The organism is Hymenobacter elongatus (assembly GCF_004745955.1).
GTDB lineage: Bacteria > Bacteroidota > Bacteroidia > Cytophagales > Hymenobacteraceae > Hymenobacter > Hymenobacter elongatus.
Genome location: NZ_SRLD01000002.1, coordinates 156,553 through 178,956 on the forward strand (window position 1 = coordinate 156,553; position 22,404 = coordinate 178,956).

The window sequence follows — 22,404 nt, forward strand, 5'->3', positions numbered from 1 at the left end:
ATTGCTCCAGTCGGCTTTTCTTGCTTTACTACAGCTTACTCAGCCGATACTTCCCGCTTAGTGGCGCGTGAAGCACGCACTTTAGGCTCGGGAGTATCCGACTTCACGGGAGCCGTAACCTCGGGCTCATCTGTCGAACCGACAATCTGACGCGTGTACTCGCGCAGACCGGTACCGGCTGGGATGAGGTGACCTACGATTACGTTTTCCTTCAGGCCCAACAGTTCGTCGGCTTTGCCACGGATGGCAGCTTCCGACAGCACCTTGGTCGTTTCCTGGAAGGAAGCGGCCGAGATGAACGACTGAGTACCCAGCGAAGCCTGAGTGATACCCTGCAGCGTCGGCCGCGATACGGAAGGTTGAGCCTCACGCACCTCTACCAAGGCTAGGTCACGACGACGGAGCGAGGAGTTCTCGTCGCGCAGACGACGGGCACTCACGATCTGGCCGGGCTTCATATTCGACGAGTCGCCGGAGTTTGTTACCACCTTCATATCGATGATGGTATCGTTTTCCTCCATGAAGATAATCTTGTCGATTACCTGATGCTCCAGGAAAGTAGTGTCGCCGGCATCGAGGATAACCACCTTCTGCATCATCTGGCGAACGACCACCTCGATGTGCTTGTCGTTGATTTTCACACCCTGCAAGCGGTATACTTCCTGAATCTCGTTCACGAGGTACTCCTGCACGGCACCCGGCCCCTGAATGCTCAGGATGTCAGATGGCGTGATGGCACCGTCGGAAAGCGGCATACCGGCCCGGATGAAGTCGTTGTCCTGCACCAAGATGTGCTTCGACAGCGGCACCATGTACTTCTTCTTGACGCCGTCTTTCGACTCGACGAAGATTTCACGGTTACCACGCTTCACCGTGCCATATGTTACCACACCATCAATTTCCGACACAACAGCTGGGTTCGAGGGGTTCCGGGCTTCGAAAAGCTCCGTAACGCGGGGCAGACCACCAGTGATGTCGCGGGTTTTGCCCACGGCCCGGGGAATCTTAGCCAGAATGTGACCGGCTTTGATTTTCTCCCCGTTTTCAACGCTGATGTGCGAGCCTACCGGGATGCTATAGCCTTTCGAACCTTCTTCGGCGTCTTTCTTCCCGGCCTTCACAATGATGGAGGGGTTCTGAGCCTTGTCGCGCGATTCAATAATCACTTTCTCACGGTGACCCGTCTGCTCGTCCGACTCCTCACGGTAGGTAACACCTTCCGTAATGGCATCGTACTGAATGGTGCCATCAAACTCAGCCAAAATAACGGCGTTGTATGGGTCCCAGTTGTTGAGCTCGTGACCTTTCTCTACCTCCTGACCTTCTTCGACCAACAGGAAAGAGCCATACGGCACGTGGTTCGAGATGAATACCTTGCCGGTACCCTTCTCTACAATCCGTATCTCGCCCGAGCGACCCATCACTACGCGGACCTTCTCGCCTTCGGCGTTCAGGGAATCCACGGTGCGAATATCTTCGAACTCAACTACCCCAGCAAACTTCGCTTTCAGGCTGGCTTCTACCGCAATGTTGGAAGCCGTACCACCTACGTGGAACGTACGCAGCGTAAGCTGGGTACCAGGCTCACCAATCGACTGAGCAGCAATTACACCAACGGCCTCTCCGCGCTGGACCATACGGCCCGACGACAGGTTACGACCGTAGCACCGGGCGCAGATACCACGCTTCGACTCACAGGTCAACACAGAGCGGATTTCTACCGATTCGATGCTGGTAGCGTCCACGCGACGGGTTACTTCCTCGGTGATTTCGTCGCCAGCCGTCAGAATTACTTCATCCGTTAGCGGATCGATGATATCGTGGACAGCAACGCGGCCCAGGATACGCTCGGACAGCGGCTCTACTACATCTTCATTATCCTTCAGGGCGAAGGTCTCGATGCCACGCAGGGTACCGCAGTCGTTTTCGTTCACGATAACGTCCTGTGATACGTCCACCAGACGACGCGTCAGGTAGCCGGCGTCAGCCGTTTTCAAAGCCGTATCGGCCAGACCCTTCCGGGCACCGTGGGTCGAGATGAAGTACTCGATTACGTCCAGTCCTTCTTTGAAGTTGGACAGAATCGGGTTTTCGATAATCTCGCCTACCGAACCCTGCAGCGACTTCTGTGGCTTCGCCATCAGACCCCGCATACCGCCGAGCTGACGAATCTGCTCACGCGAGCCACGAGCACCGGAGTGCATCATCATGTAAATCGAGTTGAAGCCCTGGTTCTCCTTTTCGAGGCGACCCATGAGGGTTTCAGTGATTTGGTTGTTGATACGCGTCCAGATGTCGATAACCTGGTTGTAACGCTCGTTGTCGGTGATCAGACCCATCTGGTAGTTCTGAGTCACGGCCTTCACGTCGTTCTGCGCTTGCAGAATCAGGGCATCTTTCTCCTTCGGAATCTGGATGTCGCCCAGACCCATCGACAGACCACCTTTGTAAGCCGACTGGAAGCCCAGCGTCTTGATGTCGTCGAGGAACTGTGCGGTGCGGGCCATGCCCGTCCGCTTGAACACCATCGAAATAATCTGCTGCAGCTTTTTCTTGGTCAGCAGCTCGTCCACGAAGCCTACTTCCGTTGGCACCAGCTGGTTGAACAGCACACGGCCCGCTACGGTCTCGACAATCTTGGTCACCAAGTTGTCTTCCTCGTCGCGAATCTGGGTGCGCACCTTGATGTATGCGTGCTTCGAGAGAATGCCTTCGTTGATGGCAATGACTACTTCCTCATCGGAGTAGAACATCATGCCTTCCCCGTCGATTTTCTCTTCGTCGGTAGTGCGCTTGCCTTTCGTGACGTAGTACAGGCCCAGAACCATGTCCTGCGACGGTACCGCAATCGGTGCGCCGTTGGCTGGGTTCAGGATGTTGTGCGAAGCCAGCATGAGCATGGAGGCTTCCAGGATAGCAGCCGGCCCGAGGGGCACGTGCACAGCCATCTGGTCACCGTCAAAGTCAGCGTTGAAGGCCGTACAAACCAGTGGGTGCAGCTGAATAGCCTTCCCCTCGATCAGACGGGGCTGGAACGCCTGGATACCCAAACGGTGAAGAGTTGGAGCCCGGTTCAGGAGCACCGGGTGGCCTTTCAGCACATTTTCCAGGATGTCCCAAACGACGGCGTCTTTCCGGTCCACGATTTTCTTGGCCGATTTCACCGTCTTCACGATACCGCGCTCAATGAGCTTGCGGATGATGAAGGGCTTGAACAGCTCGGCCGCCATGTTCTTGGGCAGACCGCACTCGTGCAGCTTCAGCTCCGGACCAACGACGATAACCGAACGACCGGAATAGTCGACGCGCTTACCGAGCAGGTTCTGACGAAAGCGGCCCTGCTTGCCTTTCAGCATGTCGGACAGCGACTTCAGGGCACGGTTGCCTTCGGCACGCACGGCATTCACCTTACGCGAGTTGTCGAACAAGGAGTCGACAGCCTCCTGCAGCATACGCTTCTCGTTCCGCAAAATCACTTCCGGAGCCTTGATTTCGATCAGGCGCTTGAGGCGGTTGTTACGGATGATAACGCGGCGGTACAGGTCGTTCAGGTCGGAAGTAGCGAAACGACCACCATCCAACGGAACCAACGGACGCAGCTCCGGCGGAATAACGGGCACCATACGGATTACCATCCACTCCGGCTTGTTCTCCACGCGGGTGGCGGCGTCACGGAAAGCCTCTACGACGCGCAGACGCTTCAGGGCTTCCGCCTTCCGCTGCTGCGACGTTTCGTGGGCCGCCGAGTCGCGGAGGCTATACGAAAGTTCGTCGAGGTTGGTACGCTCCAAGAGAAGCTGCAACGCATCAGCACCCATGCGGGCAATGAATTTGTTGGGGTCTTCGTTCGGCAGCATCTGGTTCTCCCGGGGGAGCTTATCGATGATGTCGAGGTACTCGTCTTCGGTAAGGAAGTCGAGCTGCTGCACGCCTTCTTCGGCTAGCGTGCCGGGTTGCACAACTACGTACCGCTCGTAATAGATAATCTGATCAAGCTTCTTGGTGGGCATGCCCAGCAAGTAGCCGATTTTATTGGGCAGCGACTTGAAGTACCAGATATGCGCAACGGGCACCACCAGTTCGATGTGGCCCATCCGCTCGCGGCGTACTTTCTTCTCGGTCACCTCCACGCCGCAACGGTCGCAGATGATGCCTTTGTAGCGAATGCGCTTGTATTTGCCGCAGTGGCATTCCCAGTCCTTCACGGGACCGAAAATCCGCTCACAGAACAAGCCGCCCATTTCGGGCTTGTACGTCCGGTAGTTGATCGTCTCAGGCTTCACTACTTCGCCGTTCGACCGCTCCAGGATGGATTCGGGCGAGGCCAGTGAAATAGTGACTTTCGAGAAGTCCTGCACCAGTTTTTTATTCTTTGCGAAAGCCATTCGATTGTTGTTAAGCTGTTAGCTGTTGGCTTTTAGCTGCCTGTTTCTTCCCTACTCGTCAGAGAGGCGCAAGAAATAGAACAGTTCGACTCCGGCAAAAGTGCTCTGCGGAACAGATAGGTATGCTGCGCAGTAGATTTCAGCAGGTCTTAATCGTAAAATGTATCGGCATAAAACCCGCAAGTCGGTTTTGCCGGCCGGGCTACTCAGCGTTGAGCGTCGTTCTGACCATATCTCGAAACGACCCCTGAGCAACCTTACTGCCGGAACACCTACTCGCGGGTTCTGGAAAGCCAGAAAAAGTAACTGCCAACATCGAAACGCCAGCAGCTACCCATCTATAAACTAGTCAAGCGTGATTTCCAGGGCCAGACCGCGCAACTCGTGGATGAGTACGTTGAATGACTCGGGAATATTCGGCTTCGGCAGTACGTCGCCTTTCACGATAGCCTCGTAGGCCTTCGCACGACCTACCACGTCATCCGACTTCACGGTCAGGATTTCCTGCAGTACGTTCGACGCACCGAAGGCCTCCAAAGCCCACACTTCCATTTCGCCGAAGCGCTGACCACCGAACTGTGCCTTACCACCCAGCGGCTGCTGCGTGATGAGCGAGTACGGCCCGATCGAACGAGCGTGCATCTTGTCGTCGACAAGGTGGCCCAGCTTCAGCATATAGATCACCCCTACCGTTACCGGCTGGTCGAACTGCTGGCCGGTCAGACCGTCGTGCAGATACGAACGACCGAAGATGGGCAACCCAGCTTCAGCCAGCTCTTTGGATACTTCCTCTTCGGTAGCACCGTCAAAAATTGGCGTCGCGTAGGTGCGACCCAGCTTGAGGCCGGCCCAGCCCAGTACGGTTTCGTAGATCTGCCCGATGTTCATCCGGCTTGGTACGCCCAGCGGGTTCAGCACGATGTCCATTGGAGTGCCATCAGCCAGGAACGGCATGTCCTCATCGCGCACGATGCGGGCTACCACCCCTTTGTTACCGTGACGACCAGCCATTTTATCACCTACCTTCAGCTTGCGCTTCTTGGCGATGTATACTTTGGCCAGCTGTACGATACCGGCGGGCAGTTCATCACCTACTTCCAACGTAAACCGGTCACGCTTGAAACGAGCAGTAATGGTATTACGGCGCTTAGCGTAGTTTTTCACCAGCTGCAACACCATGCCATTCACCTTCTCGTCGGCGGTCCAGCCTTCCAGGATCAGGTCCTTGAACATGTTCACCTCTTCCGGAACGGCGTAGTTGCTTTCGTCCTTGTAAGGGTTCTTCTCGGGGAAGAGAGCGTCAGCGACGTTCTTCTTACCAAATTTCACCCCCTTGGTCAGGATTTCGTCGCCAAACTTATGCTTCACGCCCTGCGAAGTCTTGCCTTCCAGCAGCTGCACCAGTTTCTCAACCATCACGGCTTTCACCCCGCGTAGCTCCTTGGCATAGGAATCCTTCAGCTCTTCTACTTCCTTCTTCGACTTGGCCCGGAGGTTTTTGTCTTTTTTCGGACGCGAGAATAGCTTGGTTCCAATTACTACACCCTGCAAAGATGGCGGCGCCTTAAGCGAAGCATCTTTCACATCACCGGCTTTGTCACCGAAGATGGCACGGAGCAGTTTCTCTTCCGGAGTCGGATCGGTTTCGCCCTTCGGCGTAATCTTACCAATCAGGATGTCTCCTTCCTTCACCTCAGCGCCCAAACGGATAATGCCGTTGTCATCGAGGTTGCGGACGGCTTCTTCGCTTACGTTCGGAATCTCCGACGTCAGCTCTTCCTCACCACGCTTGGTTTCGCGCACCTCAAGTTCAAACTCCTCAATGTGAATTGAGGTGAAGATGTCGTCACGAACGACACGCTCCGAAATAACGATGGCATCCTCGAAGTTGTAACCCTGCCATGGCATAAAGGCCACCTGCATGTTACGCCCCAGAGCCAGTTCACCCTTGTTCGTGCCGTAGCCTTCGCAAAGCGGCTCACCTTTGGTCACGCGCTGGCCTTTCTTTACCAGCGGTGTCAGGTTGATGCACGTATCCTGGTTGGTCCGACGGAACTTGATCAGGTCGTACGATATCTTCTCAGCGTCGAAGCTTACCAAGATATCATCTGCCGTCAGGTCATATTTCACGACGATACGGTTGGCATCAACGTAATCAATTACGCCATTGCCCTCAGCTACTACCAGCGTGCGCGAGTCAATAGCGGTGCGGCCTTCCAAGCCCGTGCCCACGATAGGGGCCTGCGGACGGAGCAGCGGTACAGCCTGACGTTGCATGTTCGAGCCCATCAGAGCGCGGTTGGCGTCATCGTGTTCCAAGAACGGAATCAAGGAAGCAGCCACCGATACAATCTGGTTCGGGGCAACGTCCATATAGCTGTATTCGTCGGGACCTACCACGGGGAAGTCACCTTCGAAACGGCCTTTTACCAGCTCGTTGATGAAGTTACCGTTCTCATCGATGCGGGCGTTGGCCTGCGCGATGTGGTGGGTATCTTCTTCTTCGGCGGTCAGGTACTTTACATTCGAGCTGGTGTCCACCTTGCCGCTCTCCACCGTGCGGTAGGGCGTTTCGATGAAGCCCATCGAGTTCACGCGGGCGTGCACGCACAGCGACGAAATCAGACCAATGTTTGGTCCTTCCGGCGTTTCGATGGTGCAAAGACGACCGTAGTGCGTGTAGTGAACGTCCCGTACTTCGAAACCAGCCCGCTCACGCGACAGACCTCCCGGCCCCAGTGCCGATACGCGACGTTTGTGCGTCACCTCGGCTAGCGGGTTGGTTTGGTCCATGAACTGCGACAGCTGGTTGGTGCCGAAGAAGGAGTTGATTACCGATGACAGCGTCCGGGCGTTGATCAGGTCAACAGGCTTAAAGTCCTCATTGTCCCGCACGTTCATGCGCTCCTTAATGGTACGAGCCATCCGGGCCAAGCCTACGCCAAACTGGGCATACAACTGCTCACCCACGGTACGCACCCGGCGGTTTGACAAGTGGTCAATGTCGTCGACTACAGCCTTCGAGTTGATCAGGCCGATCAGGTATTTTACAATCAGGACGATGTCCTCATTGGTCAGTACCCGAGCTTCCCAGTTCTTGTCGAGGCCGAGCTTCTTATTGATACGGTAGCGGCCTACGTCCCCAAGGTCGTAGCGCTTGTCCGAGAAAAACAGTTTTTGGATGATGTCGCGGGCAGTTTCTTCATCGGGTGCTTCCGTGTTCCGGAGCTGACGATAGATTTGCTCCACGGCTTCCTTCTCCGAGTTGGAGTTGTCTTTCTGCAGCGTATTGTAAATAATTGCGAAGTCCGCAATGTTCACGTTCTCGCGGTGCAGAATTACCGACTTGGCACCAGCATTCAGGATGGTGTCGATGTCGTCCTCCTCGATGGTCGAGTCGCGCTCCAGCAGCACTTCGTTCCGGTCGATAGATACCACTTCGCCGGTATCCTCGTCTACGAAGTCTTCCGTCCAAGTGCGCAGCACCCGGGCAGCCAGCTTGCGGCCGACGGCTTTCTTCAAAGCCTTCTTCTCAGCCTTCACTTCCTCCGACAAACCGAACAGGTCCAGAATGTCTTTGTCGGTACCGTAGCCGATGGCGCGGAGCAGAGTCGTTACCGGGAATTTCTTCTTCCGGTCAATGTAGGCGTACATTACGTTGTTCACGTCCGTGGCAAACTCAATCCACGAACCTTTGAACGGAATAATACGGGCTGAATACAGCTTCGTACCGTTGGTGTGCTTGCTCTGGGCAAAGAACACACCCGGTGAGCGGTGCAGCTGCGAAACGATAACCCGCTCTGCCCCGTTAATGACGAACGAGCCTTTTTCGGTCATGTAGGGAATATTTCCCAAGAACACTTCCTGCTCAATCGTTTCAAAATCCTCGTTGTCCGAGTCATTGCAGACCAGGCGCAACTTAGCTTTTAACGGCACTGAATAGGTTAGACCACGGTCGATACACTCGTCAACCGAATACTTCGGCGGATCGACATGGTAATCCATGAAGGTCAGCACGAAATTTTCCCGCGAGTCCGAGATGGGGAAGTTCTCAGCGAATACCTTGAATAGGCCTTCGTCGGTGCGGCTTTCGGCCGCCGTCTCCAACTGGAAGAAATCCATGAACGAGCGAACTTGCACGTCCAGGAAATCCGGATACTCGATAACTTTCTTAATCTTGGCGAAGTTGATTCGCTCGTCGACTTTCTGCAAAGCCTGTGCTTTCGGTGTAGCCAATGCGTTGAAGGTTAAAAATGGACACTGAAGCGTACTATACTATTGGCAAACTCTTGCCACTTTCCCGTCTGTTGCCTGTAGGCACAAAAAGCCGCAATGCGGCATCTGAGGGCAATTTGGCAAAGCTCGTAGTCTACAAACAGGAAAAGACCTGGCTTAGTTGCCAGGCCTATCCTTGTTTGTAAGAGAAAAAGCGCGGGGCAGCTTACTTAACTTCTACTTCAGCGCCAGCTTCTTCCAGTTGCTTCTTCAACGATTCTGCTTCGTCTTTAGCAACACCTTCTTTCAGGGCCTTAGGAGCGCCGTCAACCAGTTCTTTGGCTTCTTTCAAACCCAGACCGGTCAGGTCTTTCACCAGTTTCACAACGGCCAGCTTGCTTGGACCAGCGGCCTTCAGGATCACGTCGAATGCCGTTTTCTCCTCAGGAGCTTCAGCAGCAGCGCCAGCGCCACCACCAGCCATCATTACGGGAGCAGCAGCAGCGGGCTCAATGCCATACTCGTCCTTCAGGATAGTAGCCAGTTCGTTTACTTCTTTCACCGTCAGGTTAACGAGCTGCTCAGCGAATGCTTTCAAATCTGCCATTTCTGTAGATTGTTAAAAAAAAGGGGTTGTTGAATTTGAATTGAGGGGGAAAAAGATGGGCGGCAGTTAAGCAGCAACCTCTTCTTTTTCGGAAAGCGTCTTGAGGATACCAGCCAGCTTATTGCCACCGCTCGACAGAGCGCTGATAACGTTTTTGGCAGGCGACTGAAGCAGACCGATAACTTCACCGATAAGCTCGTTTTTGCCTTTCAGCGTGCTCAGCATATCGAGTTGCTCAGCACCCAAATAGATGCCAGCATCGATGTAAGCACCTTTGAAAGCGGGTTTGGGCACTACGTTTTTGCCGTATGCCTGCGACTTATAAAAGTCTTTCAGCAACTTGCCAGGAGCATTGCCAGCCTCTTTCGAGAACAGCACGCCCGACTGACCTTTCAGGGCAGCATCCAACTCAGCCGTATCCGTGTTCAGCGTATCGAGTGCTTTGCGGATCAGCGTGTTTTTGTATACTTTGAACTCCAGGCCGCGGTTGAAGCACAGGCGACGGAATTCGTTGATTTTCGCCACCGACATTCCCGACGCATCGGTAATGTAGAACGCGTTGTGCGATTGAAACTTTTCGCTCAACTCGTCGACGAGGGCTTGTTTTTCTTCCCGGATCATATCGTCTTGATTGTGAATTAAGCGGAAGTAACCGAAGTATCAACCGGAACGCCGGGGCTCATCGTGCTCGACAAGGTGATGCTTCTGATGTAGGTACCTTTAGCGGAAGAAGGCTTGAGACGGTTGAGTGTCTGAATTACTTCAATGGCATTTTCAGCCAGCTTCTGATCATCAAAAGAAACCTTACCAATGCTGGTGTGAATGATACCGGTTTTATCAACTTTGAAGTCAATCTTACCAGCTTTCACTTCCTGAATTGCTTTAGCAACGTCGGTTGTTACCGTACCCGATTTAGGGTTTGGCATCAAACCACGTGGGCCAAGCACGCGGCCCAAACGACCTACTTTGGCCATTACCGACGGCATCGTGATAATCACGTCGATGTCAGTCCAGCCTTTCTCGATTTTAGAGATGTAGTCGTCTAAGCCTACGAAATCAGCACCAGCGGCGGTAGCTTCGGCTTCCTTGTCAGGAGTTACCAGAGCCAGAACGCGTACGGTTTTACCGGTACCGTGGGGCAGCGTAGCAACGCCACGCACCATTTGGTCGGCTTTACGGGGGTCAACGCCCAGACGTACATCAATGTCAACGGAAGCATCAAACTTGGTATAGGTAATATCCTTTACCACTTTTGCTGCCTCAATCAGGTTGCGTACTTGCGTCAGGTCGTGTTTGGCAAGGGCTTCCTTGCGCTTTTTGCTAACGTTTGCCATCAGTCTTGTTCTCCTTTAAAGTTATTCAGCAAAGGGAGAATCGCCCTTGATGGTAATACCCATGCTGCGGGCCGTACCAGCTACCGATTTCATAGCAGACTCCACCTTGAAGGCGTTCAAGTCTACCATTTTCGCTTCGGCAATAGTGCGGATCTGGTCCCACGAAACCGAACCTACTTTGTTCCGGTTGGGCTCTTTCGAACCACTCTGGAGCTTAGCAGCTTCCAACAGCATTACTGGTGCCGGAGGGGTTTTCACCACGAAGTCAAATGACTTGTCGGTGTACATGGTGATGAGTACAGGACATACTTGGCCGGCCTTATCCTGGGTGCGAGCGTTAAACTGCTTGCAGAATTCCATGATGTTAAGGCCTTTGCTACCAAGTGCAGGTCCAACCGGCGGCGAAGGGTTCGCACTGCCTCCCTTTATCTGAAGTTTCAGATAACCTCTTATTTCTTTGGCCATTGGTTTGAAAGGCTTCGGGTTTTGTGTCGTAACACACACAACCTTCAGTTTTTAAATTGCTCTTGTGGAAGCACCGTCAGCTCAGAGCGAATAACTGACGACGTTTTCTGCCAGGATTGAGAGTGGGAGAGTAATATTCAGAAGACTGCTTCTGACTATTACGTTCTCTGATCTACTACCTGACTTATGATTCTTTTTCGACCTGTGTGTAGCTAAGCTCCATAGGAGTGCTACGACCGAAAATTTTAACAATTACATTGAGCTTCTTCCGCTCTTCGAACACCTCGGATACATTGCCAGAGAAGCCACTGAAGGCACCATCCACCACTTTCACTAGCTCACCTACCACAAATGGGGTTTCGAGGCTAGCGGTTTCTTCCTCTGCTTCATCAACGATGCCCAGGATTCGGTTCACTTCCGCGAGACGCAGTGGAATCGGCTTGGTGTTCGCGCTTTTACCTTCTTTGTCGCTCAGGAATCCAATTACACCCGGTGTGCTGGTAATGATGTGGTCAACCTCACCATGACTCAGATCGGCGTGAATCAGGATGTAGCCAGGGAAGAAGTTCCGCTCACGAACACGCTTCTTACCGTTGCGCATCTCGTAGACTTTCTCAGCCGGAATCAATACTTGAGGAACCAACTCGGAAAGGCCGTGACGGCCAATCTCAGTTTCTAAGTACTGCTTGGCTTTCTTCTCCTGCCCGCTAACTGAGCGAACCACGTACCACTTCAACTCTCCCATCTCTGCTGACTTAGATTAACGGAATGAGTTGTAAAACGCTTCGAGGCCAGTTTTGAACACAATGTCCATAATGCCTACGACAGCTGCGAAAACAAGCGAACCGATGAGCACTAAGCCAGCACTCTTCTGCAGTTCCTCAAAAGAAGACCACGTTACCTTGTAACGCATTTCCTCCGTGGTATCGCGGAAATATTTCGTCAGCTTGCTCATGGTGCCGGGTTAGGCTTTAAACTACTTAGCCACCTGATTGTGGCCATTCTTGCACGGGCGGAGAGATTCGAACTCCCATCAAAGGTTTTGGAGACCTCTATTCTACCCTTGAACTACGCCCGTGGATGCGTTGCAAACGGCCAGAAAGCCGGATTGGGACTGCAAATGTACTGAAGTCTTTAAACAAAACAAATCCGCCCCTGAAAATATCAGAGGCGGATTGTCTTGATTCACCAGTTTCTAGGCGAAACTAGTCGAGGATTTCGGTTACCTGACCGGCACCTACCGTACGGCCACCTTCGCGGATAGCGAAACGCAAACCTTTCTCCATCGCCACCTTGCTGATCAGCTCAACCTGGATGGTGATGTTGTCACCGGGCATTACCATTTCAACACCTTCTGGGAGGGTGATGATACCGGTAACGTCGGTGGTACGCAGGTAGAACTGCGGACGGTAGTTGTTGAAGAACGGCGTGTGACGACCACCTTCCTCTTTCGAGAGAACGTAGACCTCAGCCTTAAATTTCTGGTGAGGAGTTACCGAGCCGGGCTTGCAAATAACCATACCACGACGGATGGCTTCTTTTTCAATACCACGGAGCAACAGACCTACGTTGTCACCGGCTTCGCCACGGTCAAGAATCTTGCGGAACATCTCAACACCGGTTACGGTCGACTTCAGGCCGGGGGCAGCGCCCATGCCGAGAATATCAACTTGCTCACCCGAGTTGATGATACCACGCTCGATACGACCGGTAGCAACCGTTCCACGACCCGTGATAGAGAATACATCCTCTACTGGCATCAGGAAGGGCAGGTCGGTCAGACGAGCCGGGATTGGAATGAAGCTGTCAACAGCGTCCATCAGCTCCTCGATTTTCGGAACCCAGTTGGCATCGCCGTTCAGGCCGCCCAGAGCCGAGCCTTGGATAACGGGAATGTTGTCGCCGTCGAAGTCGTAGAACGAGAGCAGTTCACGGATTTCCATTTCCACGAGCTCAAGCAGCTCGGGATCATCCACCATGTCTACTTTGTTCATGAATACCACGAGCTGAGGAACACCTACCTGGCGAGCCAGCAGGATATGCTCACGCGTCTGGGGCATTGGGCCGTCGGTAGCAGCTACTACGAGGATAGCACCGTCCATCTGGGCAGCACCCGTTACCATGTTCTTCACATAGTCAGCGTGACCAGGGCAGTCAACGTGAGCATAGTGACGGTTAACGGTAGAATATTCTACGTGCGACGTGTTGATGGTGATACCGCGCTCTTTTTCTTCGGGAGCGTTGTCGATCGACGAGAAGTCACGCTTCGTGGCCAAACCTTTGTTCGCCAGTACCATTGTGATAGCAGCAGTCAGGGTGGTTTTGCCGTGGTCGACGTGCCCAATCGTACCGATGTTCACGTGCGGCTTGGAACGATCAAAATTTTCTTTGGCCATTGTAAAGAGATTAAGAGGAGATTTTGTGGGATGAAGATGAGAAACGAACGCGGCTGAACTATACTACAAGAAAGCGAAACACAGCTCCGCTTGGGGTCCTGCACGTCGCTTTACCTGGTTTACAGATCCAAACGGTGCAGTCGCGCTGCTTCGTCGGTATTCGTAATCTAACTGTGAGCCATTTATGGGATTTGAACCCATGACCTCTTCCTTACCAAGGAAGTGCTCTACCACTGAGCTAAAACGGCTGGTACTTTTTGATTTACTGTGAGCGGGAGACGAGGCTCGAACCCGCGACCTGCAGCTTGGAAGGCTGCCGCTCTACCAACTGAGCTACTCCCGCGTTTATGCGCCAACTACTACGTGCTATAACACACACAGTTTGCTAACGCATCAAATCATTACTGTGGGGGTAACAGGACTCGAACCTATGAACCCGAAGGAGGTGAGTTACAGTCACCCGCAATTGCCGCTATGCGATACCCCCAGTTTTACTACCGGCGCCGTTCGCGCCAGTTTCTTCCCTTTGTTTGCCTCCCTGAAAGTGGGTGGGTTGCTAAAGGAGTTGCAAAATTAGTGGCTTTCTGATGCAAGTCAAGCCCACACCTAAAAAAGACCGCAATATTTTTCTGCCGACATTCTTCAATCTGACTACTATAGCTGGGTAATGCGTTGACTGTGTCTGGTTAACACCAGCCAAACGCGTACTCCGCTGTCGGTTTATTTTTTTGATTATTCCTACTGCAATAAGCTATAGAAGGCCTTTAACTGTTCATTTTTCTCTTTGGACTTTATGTCCTGCAGGATAGGCTTCAGACTTGGGGTGCTAGCCAGAAGAGTATTGAGGGCGCGGTAAGCCCCCAACTTTACCGTGTAATTGGCATGGGTGCGCGCTAATACTTCTAGACGTTGAATCCCTTTTTCGCGCTCAATCGGCGGAATGCGCGTCATCAGAGTGCCAAAGTCTTGCAGGTAGTTGTACAGATCATCCTCGGCTACATCGTTGAGACGCCGTAAGAACCACGGGTATTGGTCCAGATTACCATTGAGCGAGTAGTACTTGGCCAAAGAGCTCAGGATAGCTGAACTCGAGGTTTCCTGCAGGGCGTTTATTCTGTCCCGGGTACTTACAGTGGGAGCTTTGGTTAGCGCATCGATGGCAGCGCCGGCGACCAAGTAGGAGCTGTCGTTGAGGGCGGTACTATACACGTCGCCGAAATCTTCGTTAGGAAAGGTAGCCAAGGTAGCTAAGGCAGTAGCCCGAACCTGGCTTTTGACGTCGCCACCCGCCACGCGCTTGATGTCTTTGCGAATTGCATTGCCCTCGGGGCCTTTGTACTTGCGCAATGCCTCCAGCGCGGCCTTACGGACGGCCCAGAAGTTGTCATTGAGGGCGTTTCGTAGCATACCACTCACTGCCAAGTCACCAACTTTATTACGAAGCTCATCAATGGCCTCGTACTTCTGCAGGTAATTGCGGGCGTTGTAGTATTGAAACAGCAACTCATCCTGGGTGCGTTCTTCCTGCACTTTAGCCAGCAGTTGGCCTTCCCCATCAAACTTCACGAGGTTGGGACGCTGAGGCGCGGCCACCTGAAAAGTTTGATCGGCCTTGGTTACCACGATACGCGTATCGGTCGCCTGCTTGTTAATCCAGGTGGTGATGGTAACGGGCAACCGATATATGGGCGTAAAAGTGGAATCTTGGAGCTGCCGCACGCGTAGCGTTACCTGTCCGTTGGCATACGAGTGCGTAACCTGTAGTTCCGGGTGACCACGCTGCATAAACCACTGGTCGAAGAACCACATCAGATCCTCACCGGTCGTTTCTTCAAAAGCCACGCGCAGCTTCGAGATTTCAGAAGCCGAAAACTTATTGGTCGTCAGGTAACGATTCAGCGAGGCGTAGAAGGCGTCGTCGCCCACGTATTTGCGGAGCATATGTAGTACCCGGCCGCCTTTATCGTACGAGTGGCGGTCGAACATATCTTCTCGCTCGGCATAGTGGTAGCGAATCAGCGGCTCGCGCTTACTCTCAGCTTCACTCAGGTAAAGACTTACTTTCTCCTGCTGCACCAGATCGGCCGCGTCGGCCCCGTACTTGAACTCAGCCCAGAGTAGCTCCGAATAGTCAGCAAAGGCTTCATTCAAGGGCAGATTCGACCATGACTCGGCCGTTACATAGTCGCCAAACCATTGGTGAAACAACTCATGGGCAATGGTACCTTCGGTGAGGTAGGTTTTGTCGATCAGCTCCCGGGGTGTTAGCTGCGTCCACTCCTGCCGAATGGTGGTGGCCGATGTATTCTCCATGGCACCGGAAACGAAGTCCCGGATAGACACCTGCGCATATTTCTCCCACGGAAACTCTACGCCTAGCTTCTTGGAAAAGAAGTCCAGCATGGCCGGGGTATTGCCGAACACGGTTTTGGCGGTATTCTGAAACTTGGGCTCGACATAATAATCGATGGCTTTGCCCCGCCACGAGTCATTAATCACGGCAAAGTCGCCCACGGCCATCATCGTCAGATACGGCGCAGCGGGCAGACTTTGCTTCCATACATCGGTACGAGTACCGTCAGCATTCTTCTTAGAGGAAACCAGCAACCCGTTGGACAGCGTCTTGTACTGTGCTTCCACCGTCATGGCAATTTCCTGCGTCATGCGCTGGTTGGGCTTGTCGATGGTCGGAAACCAGCACGAGTTGGCTTCCGTCTCGCCCTGGGTCCAGATCTGCCTAGGTTTGGTCTTATCGGTACCGAGCGGGTTTATGAAGTACAAGCCCTTGTTGCCGGTAATGGCCGCGCTACCGCCCGCTTCCAGTTCATTGGGCTTGGCCGTGTAGCTGATGCGAATCTGATACGGCTCGGTGCGGGTGTATTGCCGGTCGAGGTTGACGGTAATCCGACGCTTATCGTAACTGAAATTCAGATTTTTTTCCTTTCCCGCCGCAACCAGTCGAATGCTCTTAATGTCGAACCCCTTGGCATCCAAAATCACTTGATTTTGGGGGTAGAAGTGCGGACGCAAGGTGAGGGAAGCCGTGCCGAGCAGCCACTGCTTAGACCAGTCGAAACGAACGTCGAGCTTGGTATCGAGCAGATCGGTGACGATGCTAGCCGCTGGTTGCAGCGGATTAGTTGGTGGCAGCCAAGAAGGTACGATGATAGTACTCGTGACAGACTCCGTGGCAGATGGCACGGCAGCGGGCGTAGTTTTCTTACGCGCGGCTGGCTTCTCGGAAGAGGGCTTTGCCGTTTTGACGGCCTGCGCCGGAGCTGTTAAATGGCACGTAAGGACCAGGCTAAGAATGCCGAGGACCGAATATTTCATGCAGAGAGGCAATAGGGTATGTGGCCTAAAGTTCCGAAAATATTTCAGATTTGGCCTATCTTTAAGCCCTTTTCCGCTCATCTGCCCCCTCTTTATGCTACAGGTACGCACCGGATCCGACCAGACCTGGAATATCGACTATCGTCCCGATGGCACCACGCTCGTCAACGGCTTGCCTTTCAGCTGGGACCTGGTTTCGTTGGGAAACGGTCATTATCATCTTCTGCACGAAGGCCATTCCTATTCGGCAGAGGTGGTAAGCGCAGAATACTCGACCAAGACGTTTGTTCTGAAGCTCAACGGCCAAGTGCTGGAGCTGCACGCGAAGGACCGCTTCGATCTGCTGCTGGATAAGCTTGGGATGAGCAATACCGCCAGCAGCAAAGTCAACGAAATGAAAGCGCCTATGCCGGGGCTCATTGTAGCTATCCGTGTAGAGGCTGGACAGCAAGTACAGAAAGGCGACCCGCTGCTGATATTGGAAGCTATGAAAATGGAGAATATTCTGAAAGCACCGGGCGACGGCGTGGTCAGCGCCATCAAGGTCACGCTCCGCGACAACGTCACCAAAGGTCAGGTGCTCATCCAGTTTAGCTAAGTATTTACCTTGTTCGTTGTCTAGCAGCAGCGAGGTTGAGTTCACCGTATAGCTCTCACTGCTTCTCACAACCAACATCTTCACGCTTAATCCCCCACCCTTTGAAGTATAACCGAATTCTGCTGAAACTAAGCGGCGAAGCCCTGATGGGCCAGCAGCAATATGGCATTGACGCGGTCCGGCTGATGCAATATGCCGAGGAAATCAAAACCGCTGCTGCCACCGGCACACAAGTAGCTGTCGTAATTGGCGGTGGCAACATCTTCCGGGGTGTGCAGGCAGAAGCATTTGGCCTCGACCGGGTACAAGGTGACTACATGGGCATGCTGGCTACAGTTATCAACTCGATGGCGCTGCAAAGCGCCCTGGAGAAGCTGAATGTGAGTACCCGCTTGCTGTCGGGTGTCACCATTCAGCGGGTATGCGAGCCGTATATCCGGCGGCGGGCTTTGCGCCACTTGGAGAAAGGACGCGTAGTTATTTTCGGCGCAGGCATTGGCTCTCCGTATTTCACGACCGATTCCGCCGCCTCGCTTCGGGCAATTGAAATTGAGGCCGACGTAGTACTAAAAGGTACGCGCGTGGATGGCATCTATACCGCCGACCCTGAGAAGGACCCTACGGCCACCCGCTACCCGGAAATTACCTTCGATGAGGTGATGGCCAAAAACCTCAACGTCATGGACATGACGGCTTTCACCCTGTGCAAGGAGAACAACCTCCCTATCATCGTTTTCGACATGAACAAGCATGGCAACCTGCAGCGGCTGATTGCCGGCGAAAACATTGGTACCCGGGTTTCGATGGACGGCTCGGCCGCCAGAGTACCTAATACGAAACCCAGTACCTCGTATCCTCCCCTTACCACTCCTACAGAGCAGGCGTAAGCCTTAGCTCCTTCCCTGTCAATATTTTCATTCACCCGTTTTATTATGGACGAAGAAATTCAGTTCTACCTCAGCGAAGCCGAAGAGTCGATGGGCAAGTCACTGCAACACAGCAGCTTGGAAATGAGCCGCATTCGGGCTGGCAAAGCCTCTGCGGCTATGCTGGATGGTCTGCGAGTCGACTATTATGGCACTCCCACACCTGTCAGCCAAGTGGCAAACATCGCTACGCCCGATGCGCGCACCATTTTCATTAAGCCTTGGGAAAAAAATATCATCGCCGAGGTGGTCAAAGCCATCAAAAACAGTGATTTGGGCCTCAATCCCCAATCGGATGCGGAAGGCGTTCGGCTGAATATTCCGCCCATGACGGAGGAGCGACGCCGGGAGCTGGTGAAGCAAGCCAAAACAGAATCAGAAGCCGGCAAAGTGCGGATTCGTGGCATTCGCAAGGATGTGAACGAGTCGTTGCGCAAGCTGCTGAAAGATGGTGCCGCCGAAGACGCCATCAAGGATGCGGAAGCCAAGGTGCAAAAGGCGACTGACTCGTACATCAGCAAGGTAGACGACTTGCTGAGCAAAAAGGAAGTGGAAATTATGACTATCTGATTTCTCTTCGTTCTACACAAAAAAAGCCTCACCAGATATCTGGCGAGGCTTTTTTTGTGTAGAACGAAGAGAAATCTACTGTTGCCAGAATCGGTGGGCCCAAATCCGGTCTTCCACTGCTTCCGGCACCAAATACCGGATTGATTTCCGGGCCCGTACACAGTCTCGGATAAATGTGGCGGATATATCCAGCAAAGGGGCGGCATCTACTACCTGTACACCGGGATGGGCATTCACATCGGTAGCATCCACACCGGGCCGCGGGTAAACATATACAGCATACTCTGCCAAGATCCGGTCGGCCTGCTTCCAGCGCGGCAAACCAGGCAGATTATCTTCCCCCATCAGCAACACGAAGCTATGATCGGGGTACTGCAGGCGTAGGGCGTCGAGGGTATCGATGGTGTAGCTCGGCTTGGGCATTGCAAACTCGATATCCAGAGCCCGCAACCGGTCATTGCCTTGAATAGCGAGGCTTACCAGCGCAAAACGCTCCTCCTCCGCCAGCAACTCCTGCTCAGCTTTAAATGGACTTTGCGGCGACACCACCAGCCATACCGCATCCAGATCGGTGTGGGTGGCCATGTAGTGCGCCAGAATCAGATGGCCGGTGTGAATAGGATTGAAGGAGCCGAACAGCAACCCTATCTTGGGGGTCTTCTTCACAGAATCGCCGGCTCGGAGGTAATAAACTCGCGAATGAGTTTGGCAGCTTGTGCGGTAGCCTGGTCCAGGTCGTCGTTGATAACCGTCACATCGAACCGGTCTTCGAAAGTCAACTCAAAGTTGGCTTTGTAGAGCCGGGCCGAAATACTCGCCGCCGAATCAGTGGCGCGGGCACGCAGGCGTTGTTCCAAGATTTCCAGAGACGGGGGCTTTACAAAAACGGCAAGGGCACGGTCTTTGTAAAAATCCTTGATACTCAGGCCGCCTTTTACGTCTACATCCAGAATAGCATGCCTGCCGCTTTCCCAAATGCGCTCAATCTCTGATTTGAGCGTTCCATAAAAGGCGCCCTCGTATACTTCCTCCCACTCCACGAATTCATCGTGACGAATCTTCTCCTGAAATTCTTGGACAGAGATGAAGTGATAATCTTTGCCATTGGCTTCAGTCCGGCCGCGCTTGTCGCGCGTACAGGCCGATATGGAAAAGCTCAGCTCCGGAATCTGTTCCATGAGCCGATGGACTATAGTAGTCTTGCCGGCACCGGAGGGAGCCGAAAATGCTATGATTTTACCCTGCATGGGGTAAAATTAGGCCATTTCTGCTTTAACGCGCATCAGAATTGTTTGGGAAAGCGCAGGTGGCACTCCTTTGCGGCCTACATGCTGCGCTAGGAAGTCAATGAATATCTGCTGCTTACCGATGCCGTCGAAGCAGGGTGAGCAATCTTCGGCGTGGTTCACAAAGTAGTCTTCGTCCTCCGCGCTGGGTTCTTGGCCCACGATAATCTGGTCGAGAATTGTATTCACACGTTCACAGTCGGCTGCCTCCACTTGAGAAGTAGCTTGCTGGTTGGTTGATGTAGTAGCAGTGTTTTCCATAACCGAGCCCGGTAATAAGGTTTATTCGTTTTCGTCCCCAACATCAGAGCTATCGATATCGTTACCGTAGCCCATTGATTTTGCGTATTTTTCTAGTTTGTCCTTCAAAAAATTGCGCGCCCGGTGCAAGCGGGAGCGTACGGTTCCGATGGGAATATCGAGCACTTTAGCCATTTCCTCGTAGGTGAACCCTTCTAGGTCACAGAGGATAATGACGGTACGAAAGTCAACGGGCAACGAATTCAGAGCGCTGGCTACTTCGTCGCCGATGAGGTCGCGCACAGACTGTTGCCGCATATCCGACGAGGTGCTACCCATGTCGCCTTCGGCTTCCACATCTTCGGTATTGTAATATCCCTCAATTTCGCTGTAGTCGACTTTAGCGGGCTGCTTACTCTTTTTCCGAAAGTCGTTGATGAACGAATTTTTCAGGATGCGGAACAGCCACGCTTTTGCGTTGGTTCCCTGCTCAAAGTACTCAAAGAACCGGTACGCCTTCAGATACGTCTCTTGGACGAGGTCATTGGCGTCGTCCTCATCCAAGGTGAGGCGGAAGGCAAAATTGTACAACGAATCGAGTACAGGCATCAATTCCGCCTGAAAACGACGGTCTTTTTCCTCTTTACTCAATTTCGGAACCCGTTCGGGAGAATCACTCATGGGCGCTAATAATTGCGGCTGGCCTAGTTAAAAAACAGTAGCCATGTAAACAAATGTACAGATTATACTAATCCGCTCAAGAAGGGTTTTATTGGACCCGGTAGTCGTCTCTCTCCGTGGCTACTACAAGAAAGCCGTAGAGAAAAACAAAGAGGTTGAAGCCAATCTGCAACTCCAGCAAGGAGTCGACCAGCATAGCAGCCCCCAAGACTAACAAGAACTGCACTACGTACGGATTCTGCCGCTGTGTGGGTTGCAATAAGGGAGTGAGTAATACTAAGAGCCAGAAAAACAACCCCAGCAAGCCACTGGATACCAAGTAGTGGAGATACTGATTATGGATCATGGGCCGGTTTTCGGGTCTGAGACCATAGTCATGCCAGGCATACTCCTGCATCATGGCAGCTTGGGCGTCGGCGGGGCCCACACCCAGCCAAGGGTTACGAGCCGCAATAGCCTGGGCAGTTTGCCAGGCGACCAAGCGCTGGGAAATGGATGAGGTATTAATATCCCGGCCATTGGCAAACTGCTCTATGTCATAAAGAGAGCCCCCCAGACGGCGCTGAATGGATGGCAAGGCATAGTAGGCGGCGAGCGGAATCAGAACACACGCCAGAAGCAAGGCCAAGCCGGCAATAAGCTGCCGCTTCAGCACGACCACCAATACCGCATCAACCAGCAAAGCAGCATATAATGCCAGCAGCCCCGTGCGGTAGGCCAACACGTGCAAGACCAGCACTGCCATAGCAGAAGCCAGCCGTAATAGCCAGCGCATGCTCGTGCTGGCCAAGAGGCTGCGCTGAAGCAGGAAGCCGAAATAAGCGGCCAGCGCCAGCATGATGCCGAAATGAATATGGAAAATGCGGGTGATAGACGGCACATTCTGTCCCTCCTGCATCATCCGATTAGCGCCCGCCGGATCGAGCAGGTAGCGGCCCATAGTGGCGGACCCAAGTAAGGCAGCACCCATCACGAAGAAACACCCTACTGCATAGCGTTGCCGATGGCTGAGCGGTACGGCCAGGGCAAAGGCCAGTGGTACGCCCAGCAGCGGCAGCTGGCGAAATACCTCGTGTCGCCAAACAGCCCATGCAGAGGTATACAGGCCGCTCAGGAGCAACAGGGCGTAGAGCATCGCTAGGCGAATGGCCGCCCCATTGCGCAACCAGCGTGGCACCTCCCGCCGAATGGCAGGATTGATCAGGGCAGCCACCACACCAGCTACTGGGCTCAGAGAAACCAATGCCCGGGCGGCAAACAGGCCCACCACCCCCGCTATGCACGCAAGCAGCAGCAGGTACTGAGAGAGCCGGCCATCATGGTAAGCGCGACGGACTGTACTCCCCAACGAGGACGGCATCATAGCAG

The 22,404-nt window shown here is 53.4% G+C and carries 18 protein-coding genes and 4 tRNA genes; 3 read left to right on the top strand and 19 right to left on the bottom strand.

What is annotated here, in order from left to right:
* Positions 1-35: 35 nt before the first annotated feature.
* The 14 genes from rpoC to E5J99_RS02170 all read right to left on the bottom strand — a co-directional run bounded on the left by rpoC (position 36) and on the right by E5J99_RS02170 (position 16,603).
* Positions 36-4,385, bottom strand: a complete 4,350-nt coding sequence (gene rpoC / locus E5J99_RS02105) for a DNA-directed RNA polymerase subunit beta' (RefSeq protein WP_135496056.1) — start codon at positions 4,383-4,385, stop codon at positions 36-38.
* A 345-nt stretch (positions 4,386-4,730) separates the two neighbouring features.
* Positions 4,731-8,621: a DNA-directed RNA polymerase subunit beta gene (gene rpoB, locus E5J99_RS02110; protein ID WP_394345936.1), complete on the bottom strand. Its 3,891-nt coding sequence runs from the start codon at positions 8,619-8,621 to the stop codon at positions 4,731-4,733.
* Between the two features lie 205 nt (positions 8,622-8,826).
* On the bottom strand, positions 8,827-9,207 hold the full coding sequence (gene rplL / locus E5J99_RS02115) for a 50S ribosomal protein L7/L12 (RefSeq protein ID WP_135496057.1): 381 nt from the start codon (positions 9,205-9,207) through the stop codon (positions 8,827-8,829).
* 66 nt (positions 9,208-9,273) lie between these two features.
* Positions 9,274-9,828 (bottom strand): 50S ribosomal protein L10, encoded by a 555-nt coding sequence (gene rplJ, locus E5J99_RS02120; protein WP_135496058.1) that lies wholly within the window; start codon positions 9,826-9,828, stop codon positions 9,274-9,276.
* 17 nt (positions 9,829-9,845) lie between these two features.
* Positions 9,846-10,541, bottom strand: coding sequence for a 50S ribosomal protein L1 (rplA, locus tag E5J99_RS02125; protein WP_135496059.1), 696 nt, complete (start codon positions 10,539-10,541; stop codon positions 9,846-9,848).
* Positions 10,542-10,562: 21 nt separating this feature from the next.
* Complete coding sequence (rplK, locus tag E5J99_RS02130) at positions 10,563-11,006, bottom strand: 50S ribosomal protein L11 (RefSeq protein WP_135496060.1); 444 nt, start codon at positions 11,004-11,006, stop codon at positions 10,563-10,565.
* Positions 11,007-11,190: 184 nt separating this feature from the next.
* A complete protein-coding gene (gene nusG, locus E5J99_RS02135) occupies positions 11,191-11,751 on the bottom strand; it encodes a transcription termination/antitermination protein NusG (protein ID WP_135496061.1) in 561 nt (186 codons plus the stop codon).
* A 15-nt stretch (positions 11,752-11,766) separates the two neighbouring features.
* The gene (gene secE, locus E5J99_RS02140; protein ID WP_135464436.1) at positions 11,767-11,961 is read right to left on the bottom strand and encodes a preprotein translocase subunit SecE; all 195 of its coding nucleotides are present in this window, start codon (positions 11,959-11,961) and stop codon (positions 11,767-11,769) included.
* 52 nt (positions 11,962-12,013) lie between these two features.
* Positions 12,014-12,084, bottom strand: a tRNA-Trp gene (locus tag E5J99_RS02145).
* A 127-nt stretch (positions 12,085-12,211) separates the two neighbouring features.
* A complete protein-coding gene (gene tuf / locus E5J99_RS02150; protein WP_135496062.1) occupies positions 12,212-13,402 on the bottom strand; it encodes an elongation factor Tu in 1,191 nt (396 codons plus the stop codon).
* A gap of 176 nt (positions 13,403-13,578) precedes the next feature.
* Positions 13,579-13,650, bottom strand: a tRNA-Thr gene (locus E5J99_RS02155).
* Between the two features lie 22 nt (positions 13,651-13,672).
* Positions 13,673-13,745: transfer RNA gene (locus tag E5J99_RS02160), tRNA-Gly, on the bottom strand.
* Between the two features lie 64 nt (positions 13,746-13,809).
* A tRNA-Tyr gene (locus E5J99_RS02165) sits at positions 13,810-13,889 on the bottom strand.
* Positions 13,890-14,140: 251 nt separating this feature from the next.
* Entirely contained in the window at positions 14,141-16,603 is a 2,463-nt protein-coding gene (locus tag E5J99_RS02170) for a M1 family aminopeptidase (RefSeq protein ID WP_245318672.1), read from the bottom strand.
* 226 nt (positions 16,604-16,829) lie between these two features.
* Here E5J99_RS02170 and E5J99_RS02175 point away from each other — a divergent pair, with 226 nt between their 5' ends.
* From E5J99_RS02175 to frr, 3 genes are all read left to right on the top strand, one after another.
* Positions 16,830-17,333, top strand: a complete 504-nt coding sequence (locus E5J99_RS02175; RefSeq protein ID WP_135496064.1) for a biotin/lipoyl-containing protein — start codon at positions 16,830-16,832, stop codon at positions 17,331-17,333.
* A 101-nt stretch (positions 17,334-17,434) separates the two neighbouring features.
* Positions 17,435-18,220, top strand: a complete 786-nt coding sequence (pyrH, locus tag E5J99_RS02180) for a UMP kinase (RefSeq protein ID WP_135496065.1) — start codon at positions 17,435-17,437, stop codon at positions 18,218-18,220.
* Between the two features lie 45 nt (positions 18,221-18,265).
* A complete protein-coding gene (gene frr / locus E5J99_RS02185) occupies positions 18,266-18,829 on the top strand; it encodes a ribosome recycling factor (RefSeq protein ID WP_135496066.1) in 564 nt (187 codons plus the stop codon).
* Positions 18,830-18,904: 75 nt separating this feature from the next.
* Here frr and nadD read toward each other — a convergent pair whose 3' ends face one another.
* The 5 genes from nadD to E5J99_RS02210 form a co-directional block, all read right to left on the bottom strand.
* Positions 18,905-19,495: a nicotinate (nicotinamide) nucleotide adenylyltransferase gene (gene nadD, locus E5J99_RS02190; protein WP_135496067.1), complete on the bottom strand. Its 591-nt coding sequence runs from the start codon at positions 19,493-19,495 to the stop codon at positions 18,905-18,907.
* Entirely contained in the window at positions 19,492-20,076 is a 585-nt protein-coding gene (gene gmk / locus E5J99_RS02195; protein ID WP_135496068.1) for a guanylate kinase, read from the bottom strand. The genes nadD and gmk overlap by 4 nt, the downstream gene beginning before the upstream one ends.
* Positions 20,077-20,085: 9 nt before the next feature.
* The gene (locus E5J99_RS02200; RefSeq protein ID WP_135496069.1) at positions 20,086-20,376 is read right to left on the bottom strand and encodes a hypothetical protein; all 291 of its coding nucleotides are present in this window, start codon (positions 20,374-20,376) and stop codon (positions 20,086-20,088) included.
* Between the two features lie 21 nt (positions 20,377-20,397).
* Positions 20,398-21,036 (bottom strand): sigma-70 family RNA polymerase sigma factor, encoded by a 639-nt coding sequence (locus E5J99_RS02205; protein ID WP_135496070.1) that lies wholly within the window; start codon positions 21,034-21,036, stop codon positions 20,398-20,400.
* An 88-nt stretch (positions 21,037-21,124) separates the two neighbouring features.
* On the bottom strand, positions 21,125-22,399 hold the full coding sequence (locus tag E5J99_RS02210) for an O-antigen ligase family protein (RefSeq protein ID WP_135496071.1): 1,275 nt from the start codon (positions 22,397-22,399) through the stop codon (positions 21,125-21,127).
* Between the last annotated feature and the right edge of the window lie 5 nt (positions 22,400-22,404).

Coding starts and splice junctions, on each gene's coding strand:
- E5J99_RS02175 (WP_135496064.1), top strand. CDS start 16,830: ATGCTACAGGTACGCACCGGATCCGACCAGACCTGGAATATCGACTAT.
- rplA (WP_135496059.1), bottom strand. CDS start 10,541: ATGGCAAACGTTAGCAAAAAGCGCAAGGAAGCCCTTGCCAAACACGAC.
- gmk (WP_135496068.1), bottom strand. CDS start 20,076: ATGCAGGGTAAAATCATAGCATTTTCGGCTCCCTCCGGTGCCGGCAAG.
- E5J99_RS02210 (WP_135496071.1), bottom strand. CDS start 22,399: ATGATGCCGTCCTCGTTGGGGAGTACAGTCCGTCGCGCTTACCATGAT.
- secE (WP_135464436.1), bottom strand. CDS start 11,961: ATGAGCAAGCTGACGAAATATTTCCGCGATACCACGGAGGAAATGCGT.
- frr (WP_135496066.1), top strand. CDS start 18,266: ATGGACGAAGAAATTCAGTTCTACCTCAGCGAAGCCGAAGAGTCGATG.
- tuf (WP_135496062.1), bottom strand. CDS start 13,402: ATGGCCAAAGAAAATTTTGATCGTTCCAAGCCGCACGTGAACATCGGT.
- E5J99_RS02205 (WP_135496070.1), bottom strand. CDS start 21,036: ATGAGTGATTCTCCCGAACGGGTTCCGAAATTGAGTAAAGAGGAAAAA.
- rpoC (WP_135496056.1), bottom strand. CDS start 4,385: ATGGCTTTCGCAAAGAATAAAAAACTGGTGCAGGACTTCTCGAAAGTC.
- rplJ (WP_135496058.1), bottom strand. CDS start 9,828: ATGATCCGGGAAGAAAAACAAGCCCTCGTCGACGAGTTGAGCGAAAAG.
- rplK (WP_135496060.1), bottom strand. CDS start 11,006: ATGGCCAAAGAAATAAGAGGTTATCTGAAACTTCAGATAAAGGGAGGC.
- nusG (WP_135496061.1), bottom strand. CDS start 11,751: ATGGGAGAGTTGAAGTGGTACGTGGTTCGCTCAGTTAGCGGGCAGGAG.
- rplL (WP_135496057.1), bottom strand. CDS start 9,207: ATGGCAGATTTGAAAGCATTCGCTGAGCAGCTCGTTAACCTGACGGTG.
- E5J99_RS02200 (WP_135496069.1), bottom strand. CDS start 20,376: ATGGAAAACACTGCTACTACATCAACCAACCAGCAAGCTACTTCTCAA.